This is a genomic window from Hymenobacter aerilatus, from assembly GCF_022921095.1.
GTDB lineage: Bacteria > Bacteroidota > Bacteroidia > Cytophagales > Hymenobacteraceae > Hymenobacter > Hymenobacter aerilatus.
This window is the reverse complement of record NZ_CP095053.1, coordinates 876,733-902,774: the sequence shown is the minus strand read 5'-3', so window position 1 is coordinate 902,774 and position 26,042 is coordinate 876,733. Positions and strand designations below refer to the sequence as shown.

Below are 26,042 nucleotides of genomic sequence, written 5' to 3'. Positions count from 1 at the left end.
TTTGCATTTTTATATGATTTGACACTTGCGAATAGCTACTATTGGGGTCATTCTAATAATTACACCCAAAATGAGCTACAATAAAGTTACAGATGACCTGTACGCCGTGTTTAAGTCTCACGGCTTCGAGCAATTGTTATCAACGAAGCAACAGAAAGCTCACCAAGTACACCGGTGCGCAAGCGGTGCCGAACTTACCGTACACTTCCCTGGCTACAAAGCTCAATTGAACCCTTTCCGACCTGACTATCGTGTTGATATTACAAAGCCCGGTCAAGCCAGTATCCCCCTCTCTCATGCGAACCTTATTGTTGATATATATAACAAGGTTGTAAACGGTAATATGAATCCTGATGATCTGCAGCAAGCTTTGCTTGAGCAACTCTGTGACTGTGGTATCGATTACGAAGCCTTGGCCACCCGTTTGCCTTATCGGCCTACTTCACCCTCCGAAGCGTTATTAAATTATGCTCAATTAGCCCATGATGGCAAATCATATAAAAGGGAAGGAAATTCCGCTGACCTGACGATTGAAGAACTTTTTAGTTCTATTAAATGGATTTCAATTCAAGAAGATTTTAATTACCCAATGCCAAGGTACCAAGGCCGAAAAATGCCTTACACTCGTTACCTCGAAGCAATTCACGTTGCTAAGCACCAAAATAGCCAGCATACCTTAGCCGAAGTAATTCAACGCGCACTTTCCCACGGCCGCCCATTCCCTTGGCAAGAAATGAATGCTTTGGAACTTGCTAATAGTGCAATGACTAATTATAGCCTTCGCTCTAACATTTGAGGCTTAGTTGCGGCGGCGCGATCTTTTGTTATCTTCACTAGCAAGTTATCTACTCACTATACCCGGCAGCTTCGGGTCACAAATCTGCACACCTGCAACAATTCCGAAGGGTATACCGAAACGGTATACCCTTTTCTATTACTTACAGCCCATACTGGGTAGGAGGTCTATTTCTTCTGCAAATGGCAGTTGCTAACCATCGCTTTTTTCATGTGTGCAAAATCTAGAGAAAAGAGGTAACGCTTACTTATTACGTTCAAGCCTGACGTTGCAACGGGTAAAGGAATAAATTCTTTTCTACCTAACGCGCCAACCACTATCTATCCCGTAACTACACGCGTACAAAACTCAAAACCAAAAATTCGTACCCAGCTAGCCCACTCCTTTCGCCTTATATTCCCTGTAAAGAACAGACAATAACAGCAGTTATGCAGTACGAACAAGGTCAAAGCGGCAACTCTGCCGGTCGGCCAAAAGGCAGCCAGAACAAAGCTACCACCCACGCCCGGGAACTAATCGGGGCGGCCCTGGCTGGCCTTGATGCCGATATACTTCGAGCGCACCTGCTCAGCCTGAACGGCAAGGAGTTTATAGACTCGTATGTAAAGCTTGCCCAGTTTATAACCCCCAAGCTGCAGCGCACCGCCCTGGCTGCCGATGATGAGGAAAGCCCGGTAACAGTTACCCTACATATCGGCGGTACCCCGGAGCAGCGCGAAGCCAACAGACAGGCCGCCCGCCGGCTGCTCCGGGAATAGGGCGCAAGAAGTCGGCAACACCCACCATTTACAGCGGGGCTTTTTCTCAGCAGTGAGCAGAAGTACCAACCCAACAAGTTGGAAGCAGGACACCCTGCTAAATAAAGAGAAGGGCCGCCAAGTCGATTGACGCGGCGGCCCTTGCCCTTAGGTAGGAGCTGGCAACTACTTACCCGGCGGGTAAAACAAAGATAGCCCACCGCCGCCAAAAAGCGCTGGCAACTTGCGATCCATACACTCCACAAAAAGAGTGTGTACCCCTACACGTACCCCGAAAAAATAAAAAAACCCGTTCGCAGCTCGCAAACGGGTTTTTATGCAGAGAGGATGGGATTCGAACCCACGATAACCTTTTGGGCTATACACACTTTCCAGGCGTGCTCCTTCGACCACTCGGACACCTCTCTAGGGCTAATGGTGGCGCAAAGAAACGGGGGTTTTATCAGAAACGCAACCTTTCTATGATTCCCAGTTGGAAATTTCGCCGCGCAGGTCGCGGGCCAGCAAGCGGCGGGTGGTAGGAGCATCCTGATTCAGCCCTAGTACAAACATGAGCTTGGCAACGGCCGCCTCGGTGGTGATGTCGTCGCCGCCGATGACGCCCAGGTCGCGCAGGTGGGCGCTGGTTTCGTAGCGTCCCTGCTGCACACGGCCTTCGTCGCACTGGCTGACGTTGAGCATGTGTACACCCCGATCCAGGGCCTCACGCAGGGCCTGCGTAAACCACGGGGCCGTGGGGGCATTACCCGAACCAAAGGTTTCGAGTACGCAACCTCGCAGGTCGTCGATGGCCAAAATGCCTCGCACGGCCGACTCGCTGATGCCCGGAAACAGCTTCAGAATCACGACCCGCTCATCGAGGTGCTGATGAAACTTGCGAGGTAGCACCGACCCAGGCCGGATGGCGGCATCATTGAACTCCAGGTCGATACCGGCGCGCACCAGCGGCGGGTGGTTTTCGCTTTTGAACGCATCGAAGTGGCCGCTCTCTACCTTCTTGGCCCGGTTACCACGCAGCAGTACGTTGTGAAAGTAAATGCACACCTCCGGAATGCGGGCTGCCTCGGTGGTTTTGTGGCGGGCTGAGGCCAGTTGCAACGCCGTGAGCAGGTTTTTGCGGGCGTCGGTGCGAATACGCCCAATAGGCAGCTGGGCCCCGGTGAAGATAACTGGCTTGGTCAGGTTTTCCAGCATGAAACTCAGCGCCGAGGCCGAGTACGCCATGGTATCGGTACCGTGCAAAATCACGAAGCCATCGTATGCCTCATAGTTCTGCGCAATGATGCGCACTAGCTCGGCCCACACCGTGGGGGTCACGTTGGAAGAGTCGATGGGCGTAGGCAGGCTGTATACCGACAGGCGCATCCGAAACTGGCGCAGCTCCGGAATATTTGCCATAATGCTATCAAACCGCATGGGCACCAACGACCCATCGGCGTCGTAGGCCATTCCTACGGTACCGCCCGTGTAAATTAATAGTACCGAAACCTCGGGAGTAGCCGGTGCGGCCGTGTCAATATTAAAGTAGCTTGTGTCCAATGCCGGCGGGAAATAGCGCGTAATCAGCTGCGCAACCACGCAGCCGAATTCGCAAGCTAGCAGGCAATCGGCACTTTCCCTACTCTGCCTGGAACAACACGCTGCCTAAGAAGGTAACCAACTGCTACAGATTAAACAGCTTTTGCGCGTTTTGCGTGGTGGCTTCGGCTACTTCCGCCACGTCTTTTCCCAGCAGCTCGGCTACCCGGTGTGCAATAAGCGGCAGATAAGACGGCTCGTTACGCTTGCCGCGGTGCGGTACCGGCGCCAGGTAGGGGCAGTCGGTTTCCAGCAGCAGATGGCTCAGGGCGAGGCCAGGCAGGACTTTATCGGCACCCCTGTTTTTGAAGGTCGCCACGCCGCCAATACCGAGCAGAAAGCCCAGACTGATGGCCCGGTCAGCCTCAGCTTTACTTCCCGAGAAGCAATGAAACACGCCGCGCAGCGTACCGTCCTGGGCAGCTTCGATGAGGTCGGCGGTTTGCTGGAAGGCGTCGCGGGTGTGCAGGACCAGGGGCAGGTTGTGCTTTTTAGCCAGATCAATCTGCACACGCAGGGCCTCCTGTTGCTGGGCAAAGTAGGTTTTATCCCAGTGCAAATCGAGGCCGCACTCGCCTACTGCCGCAAACGGCCGTTTTCCCAGCCACTCCTCCACGGCGTATAGTTCACGCTCGAAATGCTGATTCACGGAGGTAGGGTGCAGGCCCATCATGGCAAAGCACTGCTGCGGAAATCGTGCCTCGGTTTCGAGCATACTATCGAGGGTAGTATGGTCGATGGCGGGCATGACGATGGTGGTGACGCCGGCCTCGAAGGCCCGGTGCAGCATCTCGTCGCGGTCGGGCTTAAACTGCTCGGAGTAGACGTGGGCGTGAGAATCGGTGAGGTGCACGATGAAAGGAAAGTAAGGCGTGAGATGGTAAGCAACGAAGCACAAAGGTAGGGCATCCTGCCTACCCTCCTAACCTCCTAACCTCCTACCCTCGACTCACTCACTGGCCTCAGCACCTCGTGCAAATCGGGTAGCCGCCGTTCTATTTGCGTCAGTACTTCGTTTGAGAGCGGTACTTGCACGCCGTAGCGCGTAAGCATATAGCGCACTAGTGCTGTCAAGCCTTGAATTTCAGCTGCGAGGTGCGCCCGAATGGTTTGCCAATGCAGCTCGCCAGCAGCGCCCCGGTCCTGGCACTGCCGACGTACTACGAGGGCGTGGCTCACTACATCGGCCAAATGCTCCAGCAGGTGCTGCTCGGCCGCGATAAGTGTACGAGGGTGATAATCGATAATGCACAGAGTGCCGATGTTGCATCGGTCGGGCATCCGGAGTGGCGCCGCTGCATAAAACCGAATGTTGTTTTGCTGCGCCGCCTGAGCCGCCTGGGGCGTTATGAATGGCTCATTGTCAGCCAACAAGTCTTTGTAGACTACCGCGCTATTGCGCAGAATAGCCGTGGCGCACAGCGCTTCCTGCCGCGACTGCACGTCGTTGCCGGGCATACCATAGTTCGCTATGTATTCTACCTCAGTCTCGTCGACAAGGGCAATGAGGGAAATAGGCAGGCTGAAGATGCGCGCCGCTAAAGACACCAGCTCATTAAATACCTTCTCATCTAAAAACCGATGAATAGCATAACGCCGGAGTGTAACGAGGCGGGCAGCATCGTCAGGCGGAATCAGGAAAGGAGAGATAGGCAGCATAGTGATGATATAATTAGCTATCAACAAGGTATTTATAACAATCTGTTTTCCACTTATTTTCTACGTTTAATCAAAGTTAATCTTCGCGTAGCGCTATAGCGCTGTTGTATTAAAGACTGAAACTCTGCCAAGCTTTAGCGAGTGTAGCGCCTACCCTTCCACACAAACGGCAACGGCAGCAGTCGAAAGCCCAGCAGGCCAACCGCCAGCAGCAGCGTGTACAATTCGAATGCTGGCAGTAGCAACAGGGGCGCTTGGCGCCCGGCGCGGCGGTAGCACACTAGCGTCAGGGCCGCCTGCATCAGCAACTTGGCTGCCCACACGCTAAGAGCGGAAGCTGGTCCGGCTAGCCAGCAAAGAATTGCCAGTGCCGGATAGAAACCGCTGTACAGTAGCAGGTTGGCTTGTAACCACCACGGCAGTTGCTCTACCCCACGCAACCACCGCCGCCGTTGGTGCAGCAGCGCTGGCAGCGTGGGCTGCGGCAGCGACTCGGCCAGCACCTCGGGCCGAAACAGGATACGATGCCCAAAGCCCTGTTGCACAGTGGCCTTAAACAGGGCATAGTCTTCGGTGACGGAAAAGGGTAGCGTTTCGTAGCCGCCGGTGGCCTGGTAGGCGGCACGGGTCACCAGCATGTTGTTGCCCATAGCCGTGACGGCCACGCCCCAATCGGATACCACCTGCACCAGGCCTAGGGAAGTAAGCCAGTCCAGGCCCTGTAGCTGGTGGAACAGGCGCGGCCCCTGCACCAGCGTGAGGCCCGTGATGGTGCCTACCCCCAGCGCGGCGTGCGCCAGCAGTCCCGTGAGCCAGGTGGGCGGCACGGCAATGTCGGCGTCGGTGATGAAGAAATAGTCGGTGGTGGCGGCGCGGGTGAGGTGGGCCAGCACATTGGCTTTGCCACGGGCCTGCCCCAGTGCCTCAGTAATGGCGAGACACCGAAAGCTGCCTGCGTAGCCCTGCATGGCAGCCTCAGCCACGGCGCGGGTGCGGTCGGTGCTGCCATCATCGCCCACCAGCACCTCTACCAAGTGCACGGGGTAGCGCAGCTGTCGGATGGCGTGCAGGCATCGGCCCAGCGCCGCTTCCTCGTTGCGGGCGGCAATGAGAATGCTCACGCGGGGCAGCGCGTCGGGCAGGGGTTGGGGCGGGCTCCCGCGCCGCCACGCCAACGACAGCACCGACAGTCCCAGAAGCACAAACCAGCAAGCGAAGTAGACCGTCAGCCATATCATATGATAACCAAAAAAGCTGTTTGAGTTAACTATAAGCATGTAGAGACGCATACTTGCGTTTCGTCGCATGCATCATAAGACCATATCCCACTCAACGACGAGACGCAAGTATGCGTCTCTACACTCTTTCAACGGCCCACCGATTTAACGCTAACGCCTTCTTAGCTGCCTAACGGCTATGAGGTGTAATGGATAGCCGATCAGCGCATAGACCACGCAGCAGCGTAAGCAGTCCGGGGCTTTCACAGACTACGAAACTGATACCCCTGCTCAGCAAAATGCTGTAGATAACGTGGCAGCACAAAGCGCAGGTTACGACTAGCTTTTAAGCTGTCGTGAAACACCACGATGGCGCCTGGCCGGGAATAGCGTACGGCAGCGCGCAGGCACTGCTCGGGGGCAAAAGTAGCGTCGAAATCGTAGGTCAGCACGTCCCACATAATGAGCTGATGCGTGACGGCCAGGGTGCGAGCCAAGGGATGAGTGATACGCCCGTAAGGCGGCCGCAACAGAGGGCGGGTCTCTGCGGCCGTGGGTTCTAGCGCATCCAGCGTTTGCTGGCAGCGGGCTATGTCGGCAAGGTAGTCGGCCGGGGGCGTTTTCCAACTATTGAGGTGATGGTGGGTGTGGTTACCAAGCCGGTGGCCAGCGGCCAGCACTTGCTGGGCCACTTCGGGGTGGCGCGCTACGTTGTCGCCCACACAGAAGAACGTGCCGCGTGCTCCTACCCCAGCCAGCTGCTCCAGCACAAAGGGCGTTTCGTCGGGAATGGGGCCGTCGTCGAAGGTGAGGTAGAGCGTTTTCTCTCCGGCCCCTACCGGCATACGCCATTGCCCCTGGGGTACCAGGCGGCGCACTAAGGCGGGTATTCGGAAGATACGCATAGGCTGGAGTCGTTAATCTGCGGAAAATTCATTCAGCATGTCGCTGAGTGCGGTCCACAGCGCGGCGGCGCTGGCGTCCCAGGAGAAGCGACGGACATTTTGCAGTCCCTGCGCCACCAGTGTAGCGCGCAGATTGGCGTTGCCGGCTACGTCTGTCAGGGCCGTGGCCAGGCTATCCACAGAAAATGGATCGGCGAGGTGGGCAGCGGCCCCAGCTACCTCGGGTAGGGAGCTGACGTTGGACGTAATAACCGGGCAGCCGCAGGCCTGCGCCTCCACAATAGGAATGCCGAAGCCTTCAAAATAAGGTACATAGGTAGTAGCCAGTGCGGCAGCATACAGCTGCACCAGCTCGGTATCCGTCACGCGGCCGGTGAGGTGCACATCGTGGCGGTGGTGCAGTTGCTGGTACACCTCGAAGATGGGGCCAGCTTTCCAGGCGGTGCGTCCCACCACAAGCAGCTTTACCGGAGAGCCGGTGGCGGTTTTGAACTGATCGAAGGCGCGCAGCAAGTTCACCAGGTTTTTGCGCGGCTGCAACGCACCCACAAACAGGAAATACGGTTTGCCCGCGCTGAACCTGTCGCGGGTGTCTTGCTGCGTAGCTTGGGGCTGAGGCCGAAAGCAGGCATCGGCGGCATTGTAGACCACGCTGATTTTGGTGGGTGCAATACCGTAGGTCTGCACGATATCCTGGCGCGTAGCCTCTGACACCGCCACCAGCCGCTCCGACGCCCGGGCAAAGCGCGGCGAAAAAAACTGGTAGTAGCGCCGTACCGACCCGGTTACGTCTTGCGGGAAGTGCTCAAAGGCTAGATCGTGCATCACTGTAAGGCGCGGAACACGTGTATTTAAGGTTGTGAAGCCATCGGGGCTCAGGAAAGCGTCGGGCCGGTTTAGCTTCAGCCACAGTGCCACAGCGCCCTCAAACCAGGCCACAAACAGCAAGGGATGCCGGGCCGGTGGCAGCAGCACGTGCGGCACCACATTCTCGGCAAACAAATACCGCTCGTCGTAGGGCCGGTCGAACAGAAAATGGAAAGTATGCTCGGGACGCGCTGCTACCATCCGCTTCAGCACTTCGTAGGTGAAGCGGCCAATGCCTTCCAGCTTGTCGCCGGGCAGCAGAAAGCGTACGTTTACAGCAATATTCAAGACGGTAATTGAGTTGTCAGTTACAGGGTGAGAGTGGTGAGAGATATGTATACGGCAACCTATTAACTCGCACCGCACAACGCAATTTATTTACGTTGCAACAACTGTCGCAGCTCGGCTACGCGCACGTTGCCGGTCAGAAACAGGATGCCCACGAACAAGCCGCTTGCCAGCCCTGCTTCCAGCCACCAGGTATTCAGCCACCAACGCAGGCCCCACCATGCGGCGCACAGCAGCCCGAAAGCAAGCAGCAGCCGTGCCAGCGTAGCCCAGGGCACGGCTACCCCGGTCCGGCGCGTCACCAGCCACAAATACCCGCCCGATACAAACAGCGCACACAGCAGCGTATCTGCGGCGGCGGCCAGAGCGCCGTAGCGGGGTAGCAGCAACAGGTTCAGGCTGATATTGAGTAGCGTGCTTCCCGCCACCAGCCAGCTCACAGGTTGCTCCTGCCCGGTGCTCGTAAGCAGGGTGCTGTAGATGGCAAAGAACGCGTGCACCAGCACATTCAGAAACAGTAGCTTCAGGCACCACGTCATGCGCACCAGCTCGGCGGGCGTGCTGCGCGTGAACTGCCAGAATAGCACCTCGCCCCGAAACAGCACAAACGCGCACACCAGCAGCAGCGGCACCGTTACGATGCGCTGCCCAAACCAGAGTAGCGTTTGTTGCTCGTCGCGGCGGGCAGTGGCGTGGGCAAACTTGGCAAAGAACAGCGGCAGCACCGTCCACAGGTACATCATCACAGCGTCTACCCACCGGTAGGCGCCGGCATAGTAGCCCGCCTCCCTCGCCGAGACCAGCCGTTCCAGCATCAGCCCGTCTACCCGCTCGTTGAGGCCATATACCAGCGCAATAGCAGCCAGCGGCAGGCTCTCCCGCAGCACTGTGCGGGCTTGCGACCAGCGCGGTCGGTATGGCACGCGCCCGTAGAGTCGGGTGAGTAGCGCGTAGAGTGTTACAAACGTAAGCAGGGTAGCACCGGCCCGCACTATCACGTAACCATCCAACGTCAGTGCGACACCAAGACTTAGCCCACCAAGCAGCAATAGTATAGCCGTGGCCTTGTCCAGTACCGACAGCACTGCATCTATATTAAAGCGCTGGTACCCTTGCAGTGCTCCTCGCAGGAAGGCAGTAAACTGCGTCAGCAGCACAATACCGGTGGCTAATCCAAGCAATACAAGCGTATGGCCCCGATAGCCCAACAGCCAGCCGACAAGCAGGGTACCTCCCAAAAACAAACCGGATAGCGCTACTTTGAGTGGCAGCACGGTAGGAAAATACTCGGCCAGGTACTCGGGTGCCGAAGCAATGCGCTTGGTCGTGTGTTGTGCCAGCCCCAGATCGGCCAGTACCGACGTAATCAGGGCCAGATTGAGCAGGGCTGCAAACAGCCCGTACTCAGCGTGCCCCACCTGGTTTTGCACAAGGTTTTCGACCACTAGCCACCCTGGCTTTACCAGTAGGTTCAACAGCAAGACAAAGCTGATATTTCCGAGAAAACGTTTGATAGGTGTGAAGAACAGAGGCTGAAAAACGGCTGCTAAGCTACTACAATAACCTGTTTTACCTGCCTACCCACCGTTATTCGTAGTCTTGCCTACCGCTTCAAAAAGCAATAGTAATTAAGTAGGAAAGACGCCTTATAGACGTTTACGTGGCGCTAGTACCGGGGCGGCCACTTACCATGAGGGCACTAGGCAGCACCAAGTTTACCAGTATATTTACCCTGCTGTCGGCGTGCCGTGCCAGCTGGCCTGTCTTATTGTCTGCCCAAACCCCTCTATGGCTGTTCGCTCATACTCACTGCCCGATGTGTGGCCTATTATTAACCGCTGGAAAACGTTGCTAGGTGCTGCGGTAGCACTGGCTTTTGTTGTTAGCCTACTGGCTACCTTCTTACTACCAAACATTTACAAGTCGACAGCGCTATTTTACCCGGCCAACCCGGAGAATGGCCAACCCAGTACGCGTGGCGAAGACTTAGACCGCATCCTGACCATTGGCCAGTCGCAGCCAGTGGCACAAGCTTTAGTACTGCGCTTTCGCCTACAGGAGCACTATGGCACAGGCCAGCCAGGCGACCCAGCGGCCACTGAGGCGGCCATCGAACACTTTAAGCAGCACATGGCACTCGTGCACAACGAGCGCGACGTTATTGAAGCTTCCTTTAAAGATGCAGACAGACAGGTAGCAGCCGCAGTGGCAAATGCGCTGGTGGCGGCCATCGACACGTCCAATCAGCGCCTTACCCTGCACACGCACTACGAAGCGTTAGAACAATACAAGCTATATCCAACGCTTAAAAAGACGCAGATAAAGCTACGCAACCGTCTGATAGCGGCTCGCTACCACTACGGTATCTTCACGCAGGAACAGACACGCTACCTGATACGGGAAATTATCCGCACTGAAAATGAGTTGCGACAAGCAGAAGGCAGCGGTGCTTCGGCAGCGAAGATTGCGGGCCTGCGCCGGGCACTACGCGGCCTCACCAAGATTGACGGCGGTAACACCCTAAGCCTAGAAGGCTATGTGGAAGGCAGCGATACGCTAGGCAGTATGTATGCCCGCCTCGACAATGTGCAGAAGCGGCTCGACAAGCTGCAAGAAGATTATGATGCCGCCAAGTTAGCGCTCAAAGGTCGTAGCTCCTCTTTGTATGTGATACAGCCAGCCTACCCTACTGGCGAAAAAGTCTCTCCGAAGCGTGGCCTCGTCGTGGCCGCATCGGTGGTGGTCACGTTTGTGCTGTCGCTGCTGCTGATTATGCTGCTGGAACTGTATCGTGCCAATCAAGTGCCGGCTACCAGCGCCTCACCCGCATGAGTCGTTTGTTGCAGTTGCTGCGCCCTGCCGACCAACTTCAGCGCGTCTTTGTGCTGTTTTTGCTGCTGCTGCTGCCGGGGGGCGTACTGGCGCTGCTGGCCGGCTCTCCTCTGTGGCTACTCCCCGCGCTGGCCGTACTAGCGGGCGCGGTTTTTGCGGTGGAGTGGCGCCTGCTGTATTATGCGTTCCTATGTACGCTCCCTTTCTCGTATGAAATCAGTGGCCTAGTTGGCGGCCTCAGCCTCGACATGCCTTCTGAGCCCCTCATGCTGCTCCTGTTGGGCAACGTGGGCCTCACGCTGTTGCTGCACCCTGGCGCCCTACCCCGCCGGGAGTGGCGCCACCCGCTACTGCTGCTGCTGGCGCTAGGCTACGGCTGGGCTATCCTGACGATGCTTTCGTCGGTGGATGTAGTGAAGTCAGTGAAGTTTCTGCTGGCCAAGCTGTGGTACGTGGGGCCGTTCTTGTTTGGCACCCTCCTGCTGCTTACTCGCCCCGACCGGGTGTGGCGCATTGGCGCGCTTTATCTGGGCGGCGTGTGCTTCACGGTTGCATACACGCTGGTACGCCACGCCACGCGGGGCTTTTCGTTTGATACCATTAACTGGGCTATTCAGCCCTTTTATCTCAATCACGTTATCTACGCCACAGTGCTGGCACTGCTGCTACCGTACGCGTTGTATGGTATGCGTGCGGCGGGCCGCAGCCGTACGCGCTGGCTCTGGGGAGCGGCTACGCTCGTGCTTTTTCTTGGGTTGCTGGGGTCTTTTACGCGGGCGTCGCTCTTGTCGGTGCCCGTCGCGGCACTGTACTACTTCGTCATCCGCTACCGCCTCACCCGGCTGATGCTGGTAGGGGTAGTGGTGGGTACCATCGGCCTAACCTACTACCTGGTGCATGATAATACCTACTTGCAGTACGCCCCTAATTTTGAGCGTACTGTCTTCAACGGGCAGGATTTCGAAAAGCACCTGGAGGCCACCTACAAGCTCGAAGATATGTCGGGGATGGAGCGTGTGTACCGCTGGGTGGCAGCCGGCCACATGGTAGCCGACCGCCCCTGGATGGGCAGCGGCCCCAGCACGTTCTACCCCGAGTACAAGCGCTACACCGTCTGGAGCTTTCATACCTACGTCAGTCGCAACCCCGAGCGCTCTACCACGCACAACTACTTCTTGCTGCTGATGGCGGAGCAAGGCGTTCCGGGTTTCCTGCTTTTTACGCTGTTGGTTGGCGCTACACTGCTTCTCTGTGAGCGACTATATCACCGCAGCCGATTGCCCGCGCAGCGCTACATTGTGCTGGCCAGCAGCTTGTCCTTTCTCATCATCGTCTTCCACCTACTACTGAACGAATTGGTAGAAACTGATAAAGTCGGCTCCTTCTTTTTCATCAATATGGCCATCCTGATTCGGATGCAGACGTGGTTGGAGAATGAAGTGGAAAGCGATGAGTGAAAAAAGACGCGTGTCATCCTACACTGCGTTCAGGATGACACGCGTCTTTTTTCACTCACCACTCATCCTCACCATCTCACTTAAACCGGCAGGTGAGGATGGTGATGTCGTCGGCGAAGTGGCTGCCTTCGCTGTTGAAGCCTTCTATTTCCTGGAGCAGCTCGCGGTGCAGGGTAGGGAGCGGTACGTAGCGTGACTGGCGCAGAAAGTTGAGGACGCCCTCTTCGCCAAACTCTTCTACCTCCTGGTCAAACACTTCGGTGAGGCCGTCGGTGTAGGTGAGCAGCAGGGAGCGGGACGGCACGTTGGTCTTCTGTACTTTCAGGAAGGGTAGCTCCTCGAAAATACCGAGCATGGTAGTGCCGTCGGCCAGCAGCTCGTGGTGGTGGTCGTCGCAGAGCAGGATGGGTGAGTTGTGGCCCGCATTTACGTATTCCAGCTCGCGGGTGGCGCGGTCGTAGATGCCGAAAAAGGCCGTGATGAACTTCTCCGACACGGCGTTGCGGTAAATCAGGTTGTTCAGCTCGGCCACAATAGTTGCCAGATCGGCTTGCTGGCGCAACAACGTCCGTAGTCCCGCCTGGAAGTTCGACATCAGCAACGACGCCGGTACGCCCTTGCCCGATACGTCAGCCACGCAGAACAAAAACCGGTTTTTATCGATGGGCACCACGTCGTAGTAGTCGCCCCCGATGGCCGTGTGCGGCACGTAGCTGGCATGCACCGCCACGTCGGCATCGTTGGGTAGGCTGCGCGGAAACAGCATGGTTTGCACTTCCTGCGCAATTTCAATTTCCTTACGCATGGCCGCGGCCGCCACGCGTTGCCGGCCCAGGCGCCGGTTTTCCACCGCCCCGATCAGAATATTGCTCAGCGTTTCCAGAAACTTGGTGGCCTCCTCGGGCACATAGTCGTCGTGCACGTTGCCGATGAGCACGTAGGCCAGGGTTTCGCCCCGGTGCTGCACCGGAATCAGCAGTTCCAGCTGATGCCACTCGTCGCCCAGGCCTAAGTCGGCCACGGGTACGGGTTGGGTAGGGCTGTGCTCTAAGATATGCTCGGGCAGGGGTAGGCGGTAGAAATCGACCATGCCGCCACCAAAGCTCACCACACACTGCCACTGGCCTTCTTCCTTCACATAGAGCACCATGCGCCGGATGTTGAGCTGGCCGAGTAGGGTGAATTGAAATATTTTATACAACGCAGCCTCCGGCGAGTCGAGCGTGATGGCCTGGGTGATTTCCAACAGGGCACCCAGCTCGCGCTCTTTCAGAAACAGGCGCTTTTCGGGCGATATATACTTAGACATTGGCAACGGGTGTTTTAGGATCATAGGCGTCGCGGAGGCCGTTGCCGAGCAGGTTGAAGCTCAGCACCAGCAGACTGATGGCCAGGCCCGGCAGCAGCGTGAGCCACAAGCCGGCCTCGGTGCCCAGGAGCTGAAAGCCCTCGTTCACCATCAATCCCCACGACGGGGCCGGGGGCTGCACGCCCAGGCCCAGAAAGCTTAGTCCGGCCTCCAGCAGAATAGCCGCCGCGAAGTTACTGGTAGCCAACACAATCAGCGGACCAATCATGTTGGGCAGCAGGTGGCGGGCTATCAATCGGCGCTGGGGTAGGCCTAATACGCGCCCTGCCTCTACAAACGTTGCAGAGCGCAGGCTCAGCATTTGGCCGCGCACCACGCGGGCCACATCTACCCACATGGTAAGGCCCACCGCCACAAACGACACCCATACGCCTTTACTGTTGAGGGCCAGCGATATAGCAATGACCAGCATAATACCGGGAATGCTCCACACCACCGTCATCAAGCCCAGCAGCACGCTATCGACCCAGCCGCCCACGTAGCCCGCTACGGCCCCGATGAGCATGCCCAGGGCCAGCGAGATCAGGACGGCGACCAGGCCAATGCCCAGGGAGATGCGCGTGCCTAGTAGCAGGCGGCTCAGCTCGTCGCGGCCGGCTTTGTCGGTGCCCAGCCAGTAGGTGCGCTGCTCCACGCGCTCCTCGAGGATGAAGCGTTGCAGCTCGGCCGGTGAACCGTCTTTACCAGCTAGCTGCCGTAGGCTGTAGCGGCGCGGCGGGTCGGGTAGGGCGCTGTGGTTTTGGTAAGGTGGGAAAAAGGCCGAGTCGTTGGTGAAGGTGGGGCGGCCACCAACCGGAATTTCCTGAAACTGGCGACTCCTGCCCTGCCACCACGTCCGTAGCGGGTTGTCGGTGGCAGCAGCGCGGGCGGCCGCAGGCAACGGTAGTTTCAGGATGGTAACTTGGAAGCCCGGCGACTCCTTTTGCAACTGCACTAGGCCATTGTTGGCGTTGGAGGAGTTATCGGGCAGCACCCAGTAGCCCAACAGCGCCAGCAGCGTGCACAGCCCAATAAAAGCCAGCCCAAACATGGCGGGCCGATTTTGCAGCAGCCGCTGCCGCACGTAGTAGCCGGGCGGCCGGGCAGCCGCCGCTACAGTGGGCGCGGGAGCGGTAGGTGCGGCCACAACTAGCGGGTGTTGTGTTGCAGCAGGCCTTCCTTGGAGGCCAGAAAAAACGCGTCACGGCAGATGGCACCGAAGGAGGTAGGCTCGTAGGCCTGCTCGGTATCGGCATCGGGCCAGAAGCTGCGGATGAGGTCCTGCTCCAGCAGGCTGCGCAGATTTTCTTCTAAAACGGGGGCAGCAAGGCCGGTTTTGCGGCTCAGCTCGGCAAACGGCGTGACGAAATATAGTTCGTCGAGAATATCAAATTCGGCGTCGGTCACGGGATGGTGTAGGTCGGGGAGGGTAGCAAAGATAAGCTTGAGCCGGGAGAAAGTCAGGCAGCCGTGTGGGTAGCTCAATTATACGCTACTCTGCTAGCACCTTGCTGCACCTCTATATAGGCTACAATATTCTTGATTTGCTGCTCAGAAAGCCGGAAGCTGGGCATCTGTTGCTTGCCGTATTGCTCGTACAGTTTCACCCCGTATACATCTCCGCTCGCAATGACTTTCGAAGAATTCTGCACCCATTTCACAATCCATTTTTCTGATTGTCGCTTGGTGATGCCAGCTAATGCAGGGCCGACCACGACGTCGTTCATTGCATGGCACTGAGCGCAGTTGCCTTTAAATAGCGCGTCGCCGGCGGCAAAACGTGCTATTTCCTCCGGGGCCAGCACTGGCAATTCCGCCTCTTGCGAAACAGGTGTGCTTACCACTCCACACCCCCCAACCTCAACCATTTCTATCTCTTCCGGCTCGTGCAACAGCCCGCCTGCCGACAAACAAACTGCTCCTATGGCGCACGCTACTACCCCCATCCCTACCGTTAATGCGCCGCGTATCGATGCCTGACTCATAGTATATTTGATGAAGTTGTTAATTGTTATTGCTTACCCCCTCAAGTACCGTCAGGCGCGTTATATTCTCAAGTAAAAAACGCTTTTTATTTCACCTGCCTCCCCTTCCACTGGTAGCCACCGCGTAGGCCCAGCAGCCCTACCCCTAGCGCGTAGGGCGCGTAGGCTAATTGCAACAGCGGCACCATGCGTAGCCACCGCTGCCGGTGCAACAGGCGCAGCACAGGACGGAGAAACCATACATCGGCGCCGAGCTTGAGTGCCCACCCCGCTCCTACCCACGGCCCCAGGCTTGGCTGCCACAGCCATAGCACTGGCCCGGCCGCCAACGACAGATTAGCCAGCAACACCAGCACCGCCAGGCGTTGCGGCGCATCGGCTTGGTAGTGGCGCCATTTGCTGGCCCAGCGCACCCGCTGCCGCAGCAACGCTGCTAAGGTAGGCGGCGCGCCCGTGCGCACCACGGCCGCCTCAGCCTGCAAAAATCGAATGCTGCCAGGGTAGGCCGCGTGCAGTTTGTGGAGCAGAAATTCGTCGTCGCCGCTGGCCAGGTGCTCGTTGCCGGCAAACCCCTGCACGGCCGCGAAGGAGTCGCGACGGTAGGTAAGGTTGGCACCGTTGCACATCGTGGGGAAACCGGCCTGGATGCAGGCGCCGCCTACCCCTACTAGCCCGGCAAACTCCAGCCCCATCAGGCGGTGCAGCACGGTATCGGGGCCAGTGAGCAGCACGGGGCCGCTGATAAAGCGCGTGGTAGGCGCCTGCCAGATGAGCTGGGCGTAGCTGCGGAGCCAGTCGGGGCCGAGGCGGCAATCGGCATCGGTGCAAACCACCCAGGGCGCGCGGGCCACGGCCAAGGCCGCTTGCAGGGCCGCTTTTTTGCCGGTAGGCGCGCCGGGCTGCTGGGCTAGTTGAATGAGGTGAAGCGGGAAATCAGTAGCAGCCTGAGCAGCTACGGCTGCCGTGGCATCAGTGGAATGGTCGTCGACCAGAATGACTTCAAACTGCGCGGCGGGTAGGGTTTGCTGGCGCAAGTCGTGCAGCAGATGCGGCAGGGTAGCGGCTTCGTTGCGGGCGGCAATGAGGACGGAGAAGTAGGGTTCATGGGAAACCTCACCCCCTAACCCCCTCTCCGTAGGAGAGGGGGAACTAGCTACTAGTTTTTCTAGCTCTAAATTTAATAATACCTTATTTACTCTAGCTTCTAGTTCTAAAACTAGTCTCCCCTCTCCTTTTTCGAAGAGGGGGCTAGGGGGTGAGGCCCCCATTGAGGTCCACGCCCGGCGCAGGACTACCATCACGCCGGCGTACACCAGCGGCGCTACTACAAGCCCTACCCCTAGCCAGTTCGTTTTCATGAATGAGTGGCCCGACGGGCTTTTTTCTTTCGGGAAACCTTCACTTGCAGTACAAACAGCAGCCCTACCGCGCTGGGCAGCGCAATATTGACGACCCACAGACTGAGGCTGGCGCTGAGCACCGGCAGCACCGGTTGGCCCAGCAAGCCAAACAAATGCGTGGCCGACAGCTCCCGCACGCCCACATCGGCCAGGGCGTTGAGCGAGGGCACCAACGACTTGAACAAAAACGTGCCTGCCACGGCGGCCAGCCCCTCGCCTACCCCCGGCCGGGCGCCGTAGGCCAGCAACAGCAAGCCAAATTGCACGCAGAACACTAGGTAGCGCAGTCCGGCAATGGCTAGTACTACTGTGAGGGCGCGGGCCGAGTAGCTGGGCATGATGGCCAGAAACCGGCGAAAACGGCGCAACGGTCGCACTAGCCCCAGAGCAGCCAGCAACAGGCGCGAGCGGTAGTACGGCAGCAGCACAGCCGCATTCAGCAGCAGCACGGCAACCACCACGCCTACCTGCGTGGCCGGGTAACCTACCAAGTAAAACCGCAACAGAAAGTAGGCAATGCCTACCGAGCCGGCTATTACTGTGGCAATCAGCTGGCAATAGCGGCCCAGAAACACGGCCCCCAAGGCATCCAGCCGACGGCTTTTCAACTCGATGATGCGGCCGGCGTAGTCGCCTACCCGATTAGGCGTCACGAAGCCCAGGGTGAGGCCCACGAGTACGGCGCGGTAGCTGCGCCGAAACGAGACGGGCTCTAGGTGCCGGGCTAGGCGCCACCACTTCCAGGCCTCCAGGCCCCAGTTGACGGGCACCAGCGCCAGCGCGGCCAGTACTGGCCCGCGGCCCGCGCCCGTGAGCGAGGCGGCTACCAACTGCCGCCAGGCGGCGGCCGTAGCAGCATCGGCAAACACAGAGTAGTACAGCAAGCCCAGCGTGAGCAGCGTCACGAGTAATTTGCCCGCCAGCACCAGCCAATTGCGCCGCCGGCCAGCATTATCCGGCTTTTGGGCGTAGTTTTGTAGAGGGTCGGGAGGCAAAAGAGAAAAAGCTTGTTGTCCCGGCAAGTTAGTTGTCAGTTGCTAGTTGTTGGTTGTCGGGAACTGGTTTCTAGCAGATACTGCTACCTGAAAACCGACACGTATCTGCTTCTACCGGCCACCCGCCCCCGAAATCACTCGCTCATGCTCGCACCCCTCACCGCCACCGATTTACTTCCCAAAATCATCATGGGGGTCGACCCTGGCACGCAGATCATGGGCTATGCCATGATTGAGGTGCAGGGTTCCAAAGTGAAGGTGCTGCGCTACGATGTGATTGAGATGAAAAAGCTGGCCAACCACGCCCTCAAGCTCAAGCGCATCTACGACCGCATGGTGGAGCTGATTGACGAGTTTCTGCCCGACGAGCTGGCCATCGAAGCGCCCTTCTACGGCGTGAATGCCCAGAGTATGCTGAAGCTGGGTAGGGCGCAGGGTGTGGCCATTGCCGCCTGCCTGTCGCGCCAAATTCCGTACGTAGAATACGCGCCTACCAAGGTAAAACAGTCGGTAACGGGCTCGGGCGCAGCCAGTAAGGAGCAAGTGGCTCACATGCTGCGTCAAACCCTGCAACTGCCGCCCATCGAGGAAGCTCCCAAGTTTCTGGATGCCACCGATGCGCTGGCTGTGGCCATGTGCCACCATTACCAAAAAGGCAACAACCAGAAAGCCGGCGGCAAAAGCTGGGGTAAGTTTCTGGCCGACAACCCAGACAAGCTGGCCGCGCCCGTTGCCGGCAAAAAGGCCGTGCGGGCCAAGGGGTAGCGTTTCTCTACCCCAGCGTCCAAATTGTGCACGAGCAGCAAGCTCAATAGCACTCTATTCTCGGCAACTAACTTTCTTCTCGGCTACTCCGAAGGCTTCTATGTGCCCTCTAGTGAACTATATATAAAAATCACATATAGACCTGCAACCATTTCAACAACGGTGGCCTCTACCAAAAAAGCAGGGTTTACTATTTCACATCTTCATTCATTATCTGTATGATTCGCACTTATACTCGCTGGCTTAGCTGCTTGCTGCTGAGCGGCTTGCTGGCCTGTTCTTCTGTCGATAAAGAGGAACCACAGCCGTCCATCACGGACACCATGTGGAGCAATTCCGCTTATGGGTATTGCCCGCAGCTGATGACGCGCACGGCGCTGGAAGAATCCGTAACGGTGCTGCCCGCACGGGCCATGCACCAAACCGGCAAGATCTACCTGTGGGGAAAGTACATCTTCATCAACGAGCTGTATGAGGGCCTGCATATCGTGGATAACCAAGACCCCAGCCACCCCAAAGCGCTAGGGTTTCTGCGCGTACCGGGCAACGTAGACCTCGCCATTCAAAACAACTACCTCTACGTCGACAACGGACCCGACCTGGTGACACTGGACGTGAGCAACGTGCAGGCGCCCCGCATCACCAGTCGCGTGCGCAACGCTTTCCGGGAGCTGCTACCGCCGATGGGATACGTGGCATACAATTGCGCTTCCACCCGCCCCGAGAATACAATAGTAGTAGGCTGGCAACACGTCAATATTCCGGCGCCCGGCGGGGGCACAACTTTTCCGAGCTTGTGGGACAGGGGCGTATTTTTCAGTAACAGCGCCGGTACTGCCTCGGCCGCACCCGGCAACCTGACCGGGAAAAGCGGGTCGCTGGCCCGATTCACCATCCTCAACCAGATGCTGTATACGGTTGACAACCAGAGCCTGCGCTTGTTTGACCTGCGCACGCCTGCATCGCCGGTAGCGGGCGCCAAGATAGAGCTGGCCTTTGGCGTCGAAACGATATTCCCCTACGACCACTACCTGTTCCTGGGCACCCAGCGGGGCATGTACATTTTCGACGCCGCCACGCCCCAGGCTCCGCGCCAAGTATCCTACTACCAGCACGTGGTGAGCTGCGACCCGGTGGTGGTGGATGGCAAGTACGCCTACGTGACGTTGCGCAGCGGGCAATTCTGCGGGGGCGGACCCAACCAGCTCCAGGTTATCGACCTCACCAGCCTCGACAAGCCCCGCCTGGCCCAAACCTACCCTATGACGGGACCACAGGGCCTGGGAGTCGACAACGGGCAACTGTTTGTATGCGACAGCGACGGTCTGAAAACCTTCTCTACCCAGCAAACACCGCAGCTCACGTTACAAGAGCACTTCAAGGTGAAGGTGACGGACGTAATTCCGCACGCAGGCCTTCTGTTGGCTATTGGTGCCGACGGCCTTTATCAGTACCGCTACACCGGCACGAAGCTCGAACAGCTGAGCTTGCTGCCCATTACGCCCCTACCCTAGTGCGCGCACGTTTTCGTCTTATGAGAATAACATGGTGGGCGTGCGCGGCCCTGCTGGCCGGGGGGGCACTACCCGCTGCGGCCCAGCAGGCTCCACTCCCCGCCGCCCGCTTTTTGGCGCTGAAGGTGGTGCCGCAGCACGTGGTACTGAGTGGCTATTGGCTGGAGGCGGAGTATGGCCTGCCGCGCCACCCGCAGCAGAGCGTGGCCCTCACGGCACAACTGTACCACGGCCCGGCCGGGCGGCCCAACGTGCCGGGCTACGCCGCCTCCGACCCTGGCGAATCGGTGCGGGGCGTGGGTGCAGAACTGCGTCATCGCCTGTACCTCCGGGCAGCGGAACGCCAAGCCTATCCCACCGGCTTCTACTTCAGCTACGGCCCTACTTTCCAGCACTTTCGCATGACCTACCCTACCCTGGGCTGGCGGGAGGTGAAAGGGCCCAACGGCTTAGAGTACTTGGAGTACGGCCGCATTCCTACCCGCACCACCATCAACCGCTATGGCGCGGCGGCCACGGTGGGCTACCAAGCGCCCCTACCCCCCGGCCGGGTTTTCTTAGACTTGTACGCAGGTGTGGGCTGGCGGCAACGACACAATCAGTCGGATGCTGTTGCGGCTCAGTTTAAGAGCGGCACTTCCAACTACGGGCATCGGGGCTTCTACTTTCCGGCCGGCGTCAAAATAGGTGTGCAGCTATAGCTTTATTGTTTACGCTACGGCCGTGGCCCGTAGCAGTTTTGGGCTTGTAACTGGTAAGCGTTTTATCAGCTACAAGCCCATTTCTATTCCCAAAGCATCACTCTATTCCTTGGCCGTGCCCAGCAGACACCCCGACACGTTCCAGGCGCTAAATGCGGTACCTTCCCGCTTGCCGAGCGGAATAGCTACTTTGAAGGTGTGCTGCCCGGCGGGCAAATCGGGCAGGGGAATGTACACGGGCGGGGTCAGGCTGCCGGGGCACCAGTTCGAGCGGCTCAGATCGGACGAAGACAAGCCGTTGCCGAAGTTGCCAGACGACGGGTTCAGCAGCCGATACGTGCCGCAATCGGTACGCCAGGGAATGAACTGGTACACCTGCTTGCCGTCCAGAAAGATTTCGTTCAGCTTCTGATTGAACTCGTCGCCGCCACCCCAGCCCCCATGGCCCGTGGTGATGTAGCGCAGCTGCACGTTCTTCATGGCCCGCGGAATATTCACCGTAACGGTTAGTGAGTCCTGCCCAAACATGGTACCGTATTCTTGCCCGGCCATTTCCATGAGGTTGGTAGAGTTGAACAGCGGCAGCACCGCGGGGGCGGCCGTTGGCTTGTCGGCGCTGCCACCAGGGTAGTATTGCAGACGCAGGCTCACCTTGTGTCCGCCTTTGTCGTAGTTGCCGATAAATACGCCCAGCCATACCTCGCCCTGCAAGCGGGGCGCCAGCTCCGTCACGTCCTGCCGAAACACCGCCGAATCGGCCCAGCTGTAGCCTTTGATGGTGGAAGCCGCGTTGTAGGCCCGCACGCCGAAGGGGGTAAAAAAGCGCATCAGCTCCAGCGGGGGTAGGTACTGCTCGGTAGCCACCACACCCTGGTACTTCTCTTTGTACACCGGCAAAGCCTTCACGCTCTGCTGCAAGCCATTTAGAAACGACTGTTGCTTGTCCAGCGGAATCATAAACACCGACCCTGTTCGGTCGTACGCGTCGCCGTTGGAATACTGCGACAGCTCGGCCAAAATCTGCGTACCGGCTTTGTACTCGGGCAGCTTGATTTTCTTCAGGATAACCGTGCCGCCGGCGTAGTGGTAGGTGACGTTGGCTTGCCCAGCCGCCGGGTTGGGCTGGTCGTTGCCGAAGGAAAGCTGCTCCTGCCGGAACACCGGAATGGTGGTAAATCGGCTGTCAATCACCTGGCGGTTGTAGGTGGCAGCATCCACCACTGGGCCCATTGTGGCCGGGGTAGGCCAGGCCAAATCGGCACTCTTAACGGAGCCGAGTTTGATGCGGGTAGCGGTAACGGCCTGCTCGCCATTACGGACCGTTTTCAGAATCAACCCCAGGCCTGGCGCTACCCCAATGCTGGGCGTACCCCTTAGGGGTAGGGCATTGGTGTACCACACCTCCACCGTATTAGAGCGAATGATGACCTTGGCCTTCTTGCAAGGATAGCCCAGGATAGTGGCCGTATCGGGAAGCAGCTCAGGCTGCTCGTAGGCGCTAAAGGCCTTGGCTTGCGTCACGTGCCCCCCGTTGGGTAGGGTGAGCACCTGCAAGGTGCGCTGGGCGGCGTAGTCCAGGTATTGCTGCTCTTTGGCCTGCGTATCGGCTACTCGCTGCACGTGTGCCCGCGGCCCATCGATAAACAATTGCAGGCGCCCTTCGGGAACGGCTTTGCCGTGGTAAGTTACATCGTAGGTGATGGTGGCGCTACGCTGGGCATAACTGGCCACGGCGGACAGCAGGCAGGCAACTAATAGTAAGTATTTCATTCGCATCAGGGAGTGGTCAGGTAAGATAGGTAGGTTGTGGGTAGCAGATGGTTGGTTTTTCTGACGGCTTCTGAAGGTCAGCGTGTACGTCTGGGTATTACATGGTGTGCATAGAGTAAGCGCTTATCCCATAGCAACCAAGAAAAAAACTGTCGTTATATAAGTCCAGAGCAGTGCAAAGACAATATGCACGGTTGTCTCAAAATACTTTCCTCGCCATAGCGTAGCTGAGTAGCCGAAGAACTGTATCAGGAGTCGCAACAGCCAGAAGATTCCTAGCCCTAGTGCTACTACCCGGCCTAGCGGCGTATGTACTAGTTCAGCAGCAAACCCCAGGCAAAGCACGCCCATTAGTAGCACCGTGAAGGCCACAAACAAGGTATGCACATACATCATCTGTCGATTAATTGGGCTGAGCGGCTGCAATTCATCAGACCACTTGAAGTAGCGCGGAAAGCCAGCATGCAGAAGCGCCAGCACGACCAGCAGCCCACCAATGATTTTAAGCTGCACTTCCACTTGGGCGGAGAATAAACGCAGAGATGAACGGAGTCACTTTTTGTTCTCGCTCCAGCGTTAGCCCGCTGCGCAGGAAGGTGCTTTGCCACGTGGCGCGAGAAAAGAAATGCAGAAACCCAATTGTATAGGCCAGAAAATTGGCAGGGTCGCGCAGGTGCTCTACCACCACAATTCTTCCATGCGGATGCACAACGCGGCGTAGCTCCGTAAAGAAAGCAACACGCTGCGCTGGTTGCCGAATTTCGTGCGCAGCCAACACCACAAATATCCACTCGGCACATGCATTGGCAACAGGTAGCGCATGGGGCTGCACAGACTCAGTAGTTGGGTAGGGTGGGTAGGCGACCCGTGCCCGCCGGATGGATACCTCCGTGTGCTCGGCCGGATTATAAAAATCCAGTACGCGCAGCGTAGATGAGATGAAACGCTGCTGTAATAAGGTACTGGTTTCGTCAAAACCGGCGTGAATGTTCAACACCAATCCTTTACACGCTCCCTTCTCATTCGTTAGCCATTTGAATGTATACAGATTGGAATAGTCATACACGTAATAAGACACGGCCAAGGATAGCAGGGTAGGCCCGGCCAATGCTCCCATCAGCAAATAGAAGTAGGGACGCAACGAAACACTGTAGAAGGCAAGTACAGTGAGCAGCAGTAACCCACCAGCAATCATTGCATAAAAGTGCCAGTTAAACCGGATGATATTCCAAGTACCCTGACCGAGTTTTCTAGTGCCTATGGATGCCATCGTTCAGTTCGACCTTTTTGCCAACGGTAAGGAATATCGCTCATAGTAAAGGCGCTGGCCAACTGTAGGCCGTGAAGTTGTGCATGTTCCAGAAACCCAATCTGTGCTTGCTGCACACGCACCGGCTGCGGTTGCCACGCCTCCCGAATACCTTCTACAATGGTCACTTGCTGCGTAGTCGGCTCGTAGGAAAACGTGAATGGCAACGGCCCCGCAAACCGCCGGGCTTGCTGCCAGCTGGCAAACGGTGACCCGCTGGGCAGTTCTGGCTCACTTCCATTGGGTAGCACCTCCACTTGAATGGCAAGATCAGCCTGTTTCGATTTGAAAGCCAGCTTCTCGCCCGCGGTAGTCTGCTCAATATCAATGAGGCCGTATTGATAGCTGGTAAATACATTGCCCAGCCACTGCATTTTTCGCTTATCAGTTTCCGATTTTAGGATATACAACCCGCGTAGACGCTTACCGGTAGCGGTGGTATAGCGTACAAAGACGCGGCAACCGATCAGGAAAAAATCGTGGCCCAACCAGGCTGGCAGACCTTGCGGACGCAAGTTGCGGGTTTGCACTAGGGCCACTGCCACAAAGCCCCACGTATTATCCAGCGTGTCCAGCGTCAGGCACTCCGGCAGCAATGGTTGTAGCACCGTAGTGGGCGCCGCAAAAGTGAGAACGGTCGTGCGGGTGAGGTACGCTTCTACCCCAAACGGATGGTGCTTCAGCCAGCTCATTGGGCGGTGGGTACCGTAGCGGCGGGCTGCAATACAAAACCATAGTAGTAGACCACCAGCGCAAACAAACCGGCGAATACTATATTAAGTCGATGCCACAGGAGCAGATCGGGTGCCAGCCAAAATTCCAACACGTTCATTAGCAGTACCACTGCTATTTGCAGGGCAGCATTCACCCGCACCCAGCGCCCGCTCAGCACCCATATAGTCATTCCTAATTCGGCTACGCCAATCAGGCGGGTAAGTACCGTGGCGTGAGTAGCTCCCACAATGCGCGCTACAATAGCTTCATGCCGTGGCACCAGATGCAATAGTTTCACCGTGCCGTTCACGAGCCACACAGTTGCAAAGAGGTAGCGCAGAAATAGTCGCATTGCTAGGCTGTCCGTTTGCTACCCTACTTCAATTTCGCCCTTCAAATACGTCACGGCGTAGCCGCTGATGAGCACCCGGTCCTGGCGCAGCTTGCACCATAAGTCGCCGCCACGGGGCGACACCTGCCGGGCGCGTAGTTCGGTTTTGCCCAGCCGTTCGGCCCAATACGGTACGAGGGTAGTGTGCGCAGAGCCGGTTACGGGGTCTTCGGGCACGCCTACTCGCGGCCCAAAAAACCGCGACACAAAATCAACCTGGCCGCTGCCCGGCGCTGTGGCAATAACGCCCCGGTAGGGCACTTGCAGCAACGCAGCTTGGTCGGGCTGCAAGGCCGTTACCTCTTCTGCCGAGGCAAACAACGCCACCAGATCGGGGCCGGCCAGCACCTGCTGGGGGGTAGCGCCCAGCCCATTCAGCAGTCCTTCCGGCACCGCGTCGAGCGGGTGAGGCGGGCGGCTGGGGAAGTCCAGCGTAAGGCGGCCACTGGCGTGCCGACTCACCCGGAGCGGGCCGCTTTTAGAATGGAATGTCAGCGCATCGCCCTTGAAATTGAGATGCCGTAGTAGCACGTGAGCCGAGGCCAGCGTGGCGTGTCCGCACAGCTCTACCTCTACCGCGGGCGTAAACCAGCGGATTTCGTACTCTCCTTCCTGGCCCTCACACGGTAGAAAGAAGGCTGTTTCGGCCAAATTGTTTTCGGCGGCAATGGCCTGCATGATACTGGCAGGCAGCCATGCCGTGAGTGGGCACACAGCGGCCGGGTTGCCGGCAAATAGTGTATCCGTGAAGGCGTCGACCTGGTAGAGGGGCAGCAGCATAAGAAAGAGCAGT

General features: G+C 57.8%; 26 protein-coding genes and 1 tRNA gene. 7 read left to right on the top strand and 20 right to left on the bottom strand.

The genetic code is table 11. The annotated features are described in order from the left end of the window. Window positions 1-70: 70 nt before the first annotated feature. Both MUN82_RS03760 and MUN82_RS03755 read left to right on the top strand, forming a co-directional pair. Complete coding sequence (locus tag MUN82_RS03760; RefSeq protein ID WP_245095112.1) at window positions 71-796, top strand: hypothetical protein; 726 nt, start codon at window positions 71-73, stop codon at window positions 794-796. A gap of 428 nt (window positions 797-1,224) precedes the next feature. Continuing rightward, the gene (locus MUN82_RS03755; RefSeq protein WP_245095110.1) at window positions 1,225-1,554 is read left to right on the top strand and encodes a DUF5681 domain-containing protein; all 330 of its coding nucleotides are present in this window, start codon (window positions 1,225-1,227) and stop codon (window positions 1,552-1,554) included. Window positions 1,555-1,873: 319 nt separating this feature from the next. Here MUN82_RS03755 and MUN82_RS03750 read toward each other — a convergent pair. The 8 genes from MUN82_RS03750 to MUN82_RS03715 form a co-directional block, all read right to left on the bottom strand. After that, window positions 1,874-1,961, bottom strand: a tRNA-Ser gene (locus MUN82_RS03750). A gap of 52 nt (window positions 1,962-2,013) precedes the next feature. Then, on the bottom strand, window positions 2,014-3,093 hold the full coding sequence (locus MUN82_RS03745) for an asparaginase (protein ID WP_245095108.1): 1,080 nt from the start codon (window positions 3,091-3,093) through the stop codon (window positions 2,014-2,016). A gap of 124 nt (window positions 3,094-3,217) precedes the next feature. Then, window positions 3,218-4,030, bottom strand: a complete 813-nt coding sequence (locus MUN82_RS03740; protein ID WP_262922837.1) for a TatD family hydrolase — start codon at window positions 4,028-4,030, stop codon at window positions 3,218-3,220. Window positions 4,031-4,062: 32 nt separating this feature from the next. Beyond that, a complete protein-coding gene (locus MUN82_RS03735) occupies window positions 4,063-4,791 on the bottom strand; it encodes a GAF domain-containing protein (protein ID WP_245095106.1) in 729 nt (242 codons plus the stop codon). 134 nt (window positions 4,792-4,925) lie between these two features. Next, window positions 4,926-6,029 carry a glycosyltransferase gene (locus tag MUN82_RS03730; RefSeq protein ID WP_245095104.1) on the bottom strand — a complete coding sequence of 368 codons (1,104 nt, stop codon included), beginning with the start codon at window positions 6,027-6,029 and terminating at the stop codon, window positions 4,926-4,928. A 242-nt stretch (window positions 6,030-6,271) separates the two neighbouring features. After that, a complete protein-coding gene (locus MUN82_RS03725; protein WP_245095102.1) occupies window positions 6,272-6,913 on the bottom strand; it encodes a polysaccharide deacetylase family protein in 642 nt (213 codons plus the stop codon). A gap of 12 nt (window positions 6,914-6,925) precedes the next feature. After that, window positions 6,926-8,068, bottom strand: a complete 1,143-nt coding sequence (locus MUN82_RS03720) for a glycosyltransferase family 4 protein (protein WP_245095101.1) — start codon at window positions 8,066-8,068, stop codon at window positions 6,926-6,928. Between the two features lie 86 nt (window positions 8,069-8,154). Beyond that, window positions 8,155-9,561 (bottom strand): oligosaccharide flippase family protein, encoded by a 1,407-nt coding sequence (locus MUN82_RS03715; RefSeq protein ID WP_262922857.1) that lies wholly within the window; start codon window positions 9,559-9,561, stop codon window positions 8,155-8,157. Window positions 9,562-9,856: 295 nt separating this feature from the next. On the opposite strand from MUN82_RS03715, the gene MUN82_RS03710 reads away from it, so the two are divergent. Together MUN82_RS03710 and MUN82_RS03705 are read left to right on the top strand one after the other, a co-directional pair. Continuing rightward, window positions 9,857-10,900 (top strand): GumC domain-containing protein, encoded by a 1,044-nt coding sequence (locus MUN82_RS03710; protein ID WP_245095099.1) that lies wholly within the window; start codon window positions 9,857-9,859, stop codon window positions 10,898-10,900. Next, window positions 10,897-12,357: an O-antigen ligase family protein gene (locus MUN82_RS03705; RefSeq protein ID WP_245095097.1), complete on the top strand. Its 1,461-nt coding sequence runs from the start codon at window positions 10,897-10,899 to the stop codon at window positions 12,355-12,357. Before MUN82_RS03710 ends, MUN82_RS03705 begins: the two co-directional genes overlap by 4 nt. Before the next feature lie 76 nt (window positions 12,358-12,433). Here MUN82_RS03705 and MUN82_RS03700 read toward each other — a convergent pair whose 3' ends face one another. From MUN82_RS03700 to MUN82_RS03675, 6 genes are all read right to left on the bottom strand, one after another. Next, the gene (locus tag MUN82_RS03700; protein ID WP_245095095.1) at window positions 12,434-13,666 is read right to left on the bottom strand and encodes a PP2C family protein-serine/threonine phosphatase; all 1,233 of its coding nucleotides are present in this window, start codon (window positions 13,664-13,666) and stop codon (window positions 12,434-12,436) included. Then, a complete protein-coding gene (locus MUN82_RS03695; RefSeq protein WP_245095093.1) occupies window positions 13,659-14,852 on the bottom strand; it encodes an ABC transporter permease in 1,194 nt (397 codons plus the stop codon). The genes MUN82_RS03700 and MUN82_RS03695 overlap by 8 nt, the downstream gene beginning before the upstream one ends. Window positions 14,853-14,854: 2 nt before the next feature. Beyond that, the gene (locus MUN82_RS03690; RefSeq protein ID WP_245095092.1) at window positions 14,855-15,190 is read right to left on the bottom strand and encodes a hypothetical protein; all 336 of its coding nucleotides are present in this window, start codon (window positions 15,188-15,190) and stop codon (window positions 14,855-14,857) included. Then, entirely contained in the window at window positions 15,187-15,690 is a 504-nt protein-coding gene (locus MUN82_RS03685) for a c-type cytochrome (RefSeq protein WP_245095090.1), read from the bottom strand. Before MUN82_RS03685 ends, MUN82_RS03690 begins: the two co-directional genes overlap by 4 nt. An 86-nt stretch (window positions 15,691-15,776) precedes the next feature. Then, window positions 15,777-17,048: a glycosyltransferase gene (locus MUN82_RS03680; RefSeq protein WP_245095088.1), complete on the bottom strand. Its 1,272-nt coding sequence runs from the start codon at window positions 17,046-17,048 to the stop codon at window positions 15,777-15,779. Then, window positions 17,045-18,085: a lysylphosphatidylglycerol synthase transmembrane domain-containing protein gene (locus MUN82_RS03675; RefSeq protein WP_245095087.1), complete on the bottom strand. Its 1,041-nt coding sequence runs from the start codon at window positions 18,083-18,085 to the stop codon at window positions 17,045-17,047. The genes MUN82_RS03680 and MUN82_RS03675 overlap by 4 nt, the downstream gene beginning before the upstream one ends. Before the next feature lie 144 nt (window positions 18,086-18,229). On the opposite strand from MUN82_RS03675, the gene ruvC reads away from it, so the two are divergent. The 3 genes from ruvC to MUN82_RS03660 all read left to right on the top strand — a co-directional run bounded on the left by ruvC (window position 18,230) and on the right by MUN82_RS03660 (window position 21,065). Beyond that, window positions 18,230-18,850 (top strand): crossover junction endodeoxyribonuclease RuvC, encoded by a 621-nt coding sequence (gene ruvC, locus MUN82_RS03670; RefSeq protein ID WP_245095085.1) that lies wholly within the window; start codon window positions 18,230-18,232, stop codon window positions 18,848-18,850. A gap of 218 nt (window positions 18,851-19,068) precedes the next feature. Beyond that, window positions 19,069-20,364 carry an LVIVD repeat-containing protein gene (locus MUN82_RS03665; RefSeq protein ID WP_245095083.1) on the top strand — a complete coding sequence of 432 codons (1,296 nt, stop codon included), beginning with the start codon at window positions 19,069-19,071 and terminating at the stop codon, window positions 20,362-20,364. A gap of 20 nt (window positions 20,365-20,384) precedes the next feature. Then, window positions 20,385-21,065: a hypothetical protein gene (locus tag MUN82_RS03660; protein ID WP_245095082.1), complete on the top strand. Its 681-nt coding sequence runs from the start codon at window positions 20,385-20,387 to the stop codon at window positions 21,063-21,065. A gap of 102 nt (window positions 21,066-21,167) precedes the next feature. Here MUN82_RS03660 and MUN82_RS03655 read toward each other — a convergent pair whose 3' ends face one another. The 6 genes from MUN82_RS03655 to MUN82_RS03630 form a co-directional block, all read right to left on the bottom strand. Then, entirely contained in the window at window positions 21,168-22,835 is a 1,668-nt protein-coding gene (locus tag MUN82_RS03655; protein WP_245095081.1) for a PNGase F N-terminal domain-containing protein, read from the bottom strand. Window positions 22,836-22,958: 123 nt separating this feature from the next. Further along, the gene (locus tag MUN82_RS03650) at window positions 22,959-23,354 is read right to left on the bottom strand and encodes a hypothetical protein (RefSeq protein ID WP_245095080.1); all 396 of its coding nucleotides are present in this window, start codon (window positions 23,352-23,354) and stop codon (window positions 22,959-22,961) included. After that, entirely contained in the window at window positions 23,338-24,030 is a 693-nt protein-coding gene (locus tag MUN82_RS03645) for a class I SAM-dependent methyltransferase (protein ID WP_245095079.1), read from the bottom strand. Before MUN82_RS03645 ends, MUN82_RS03650 begins: the two co-directional genes overlap by 17 nt. Window positions 24,031-24,092: 62 nt before the next feature. Further along, window positions 24,093-24,836: a DUF2071 domain-containing protein gene (locus MUN82_RS03640; protein WP_245095078.1), complete on the bottom strand. Its 744-nt coding sequence runs from the start codon at window positions 24,834-24,836 to the stop codon at window positions 24,093-24,095. Then, window positions 24,833-25,210, bottom strand: a complete 378-nt coding sequence (locus MUN82_RS03635) for a DoxX-like family protein (RefSeq protein ID WP_245095077.1) — start codon at window positions 25,208-25,210, stop codon at window positions 24,833-24,835. The genes MUN82_RS03640 and MUN82_RS03635 overlap by 4 nt, the downstream gene beginning before the upstream one ends. An 18-nt stretch (window positions 25,211-25,228) precedes the next feature. Continuing rightward, window positions 25,229-26,029: a PhzF family protein gene (locus MUN82_RS03630; RefSeq protein ID WP_245095075.1), complete on the bottom strand. Its 801-nt coding sequence runs from the start codon at window positions 26,027-26,029 to the stop codon at window positions 25,229-25,231. Window positions 26,030-26,042: the final 13 nt, after the last annotated feature.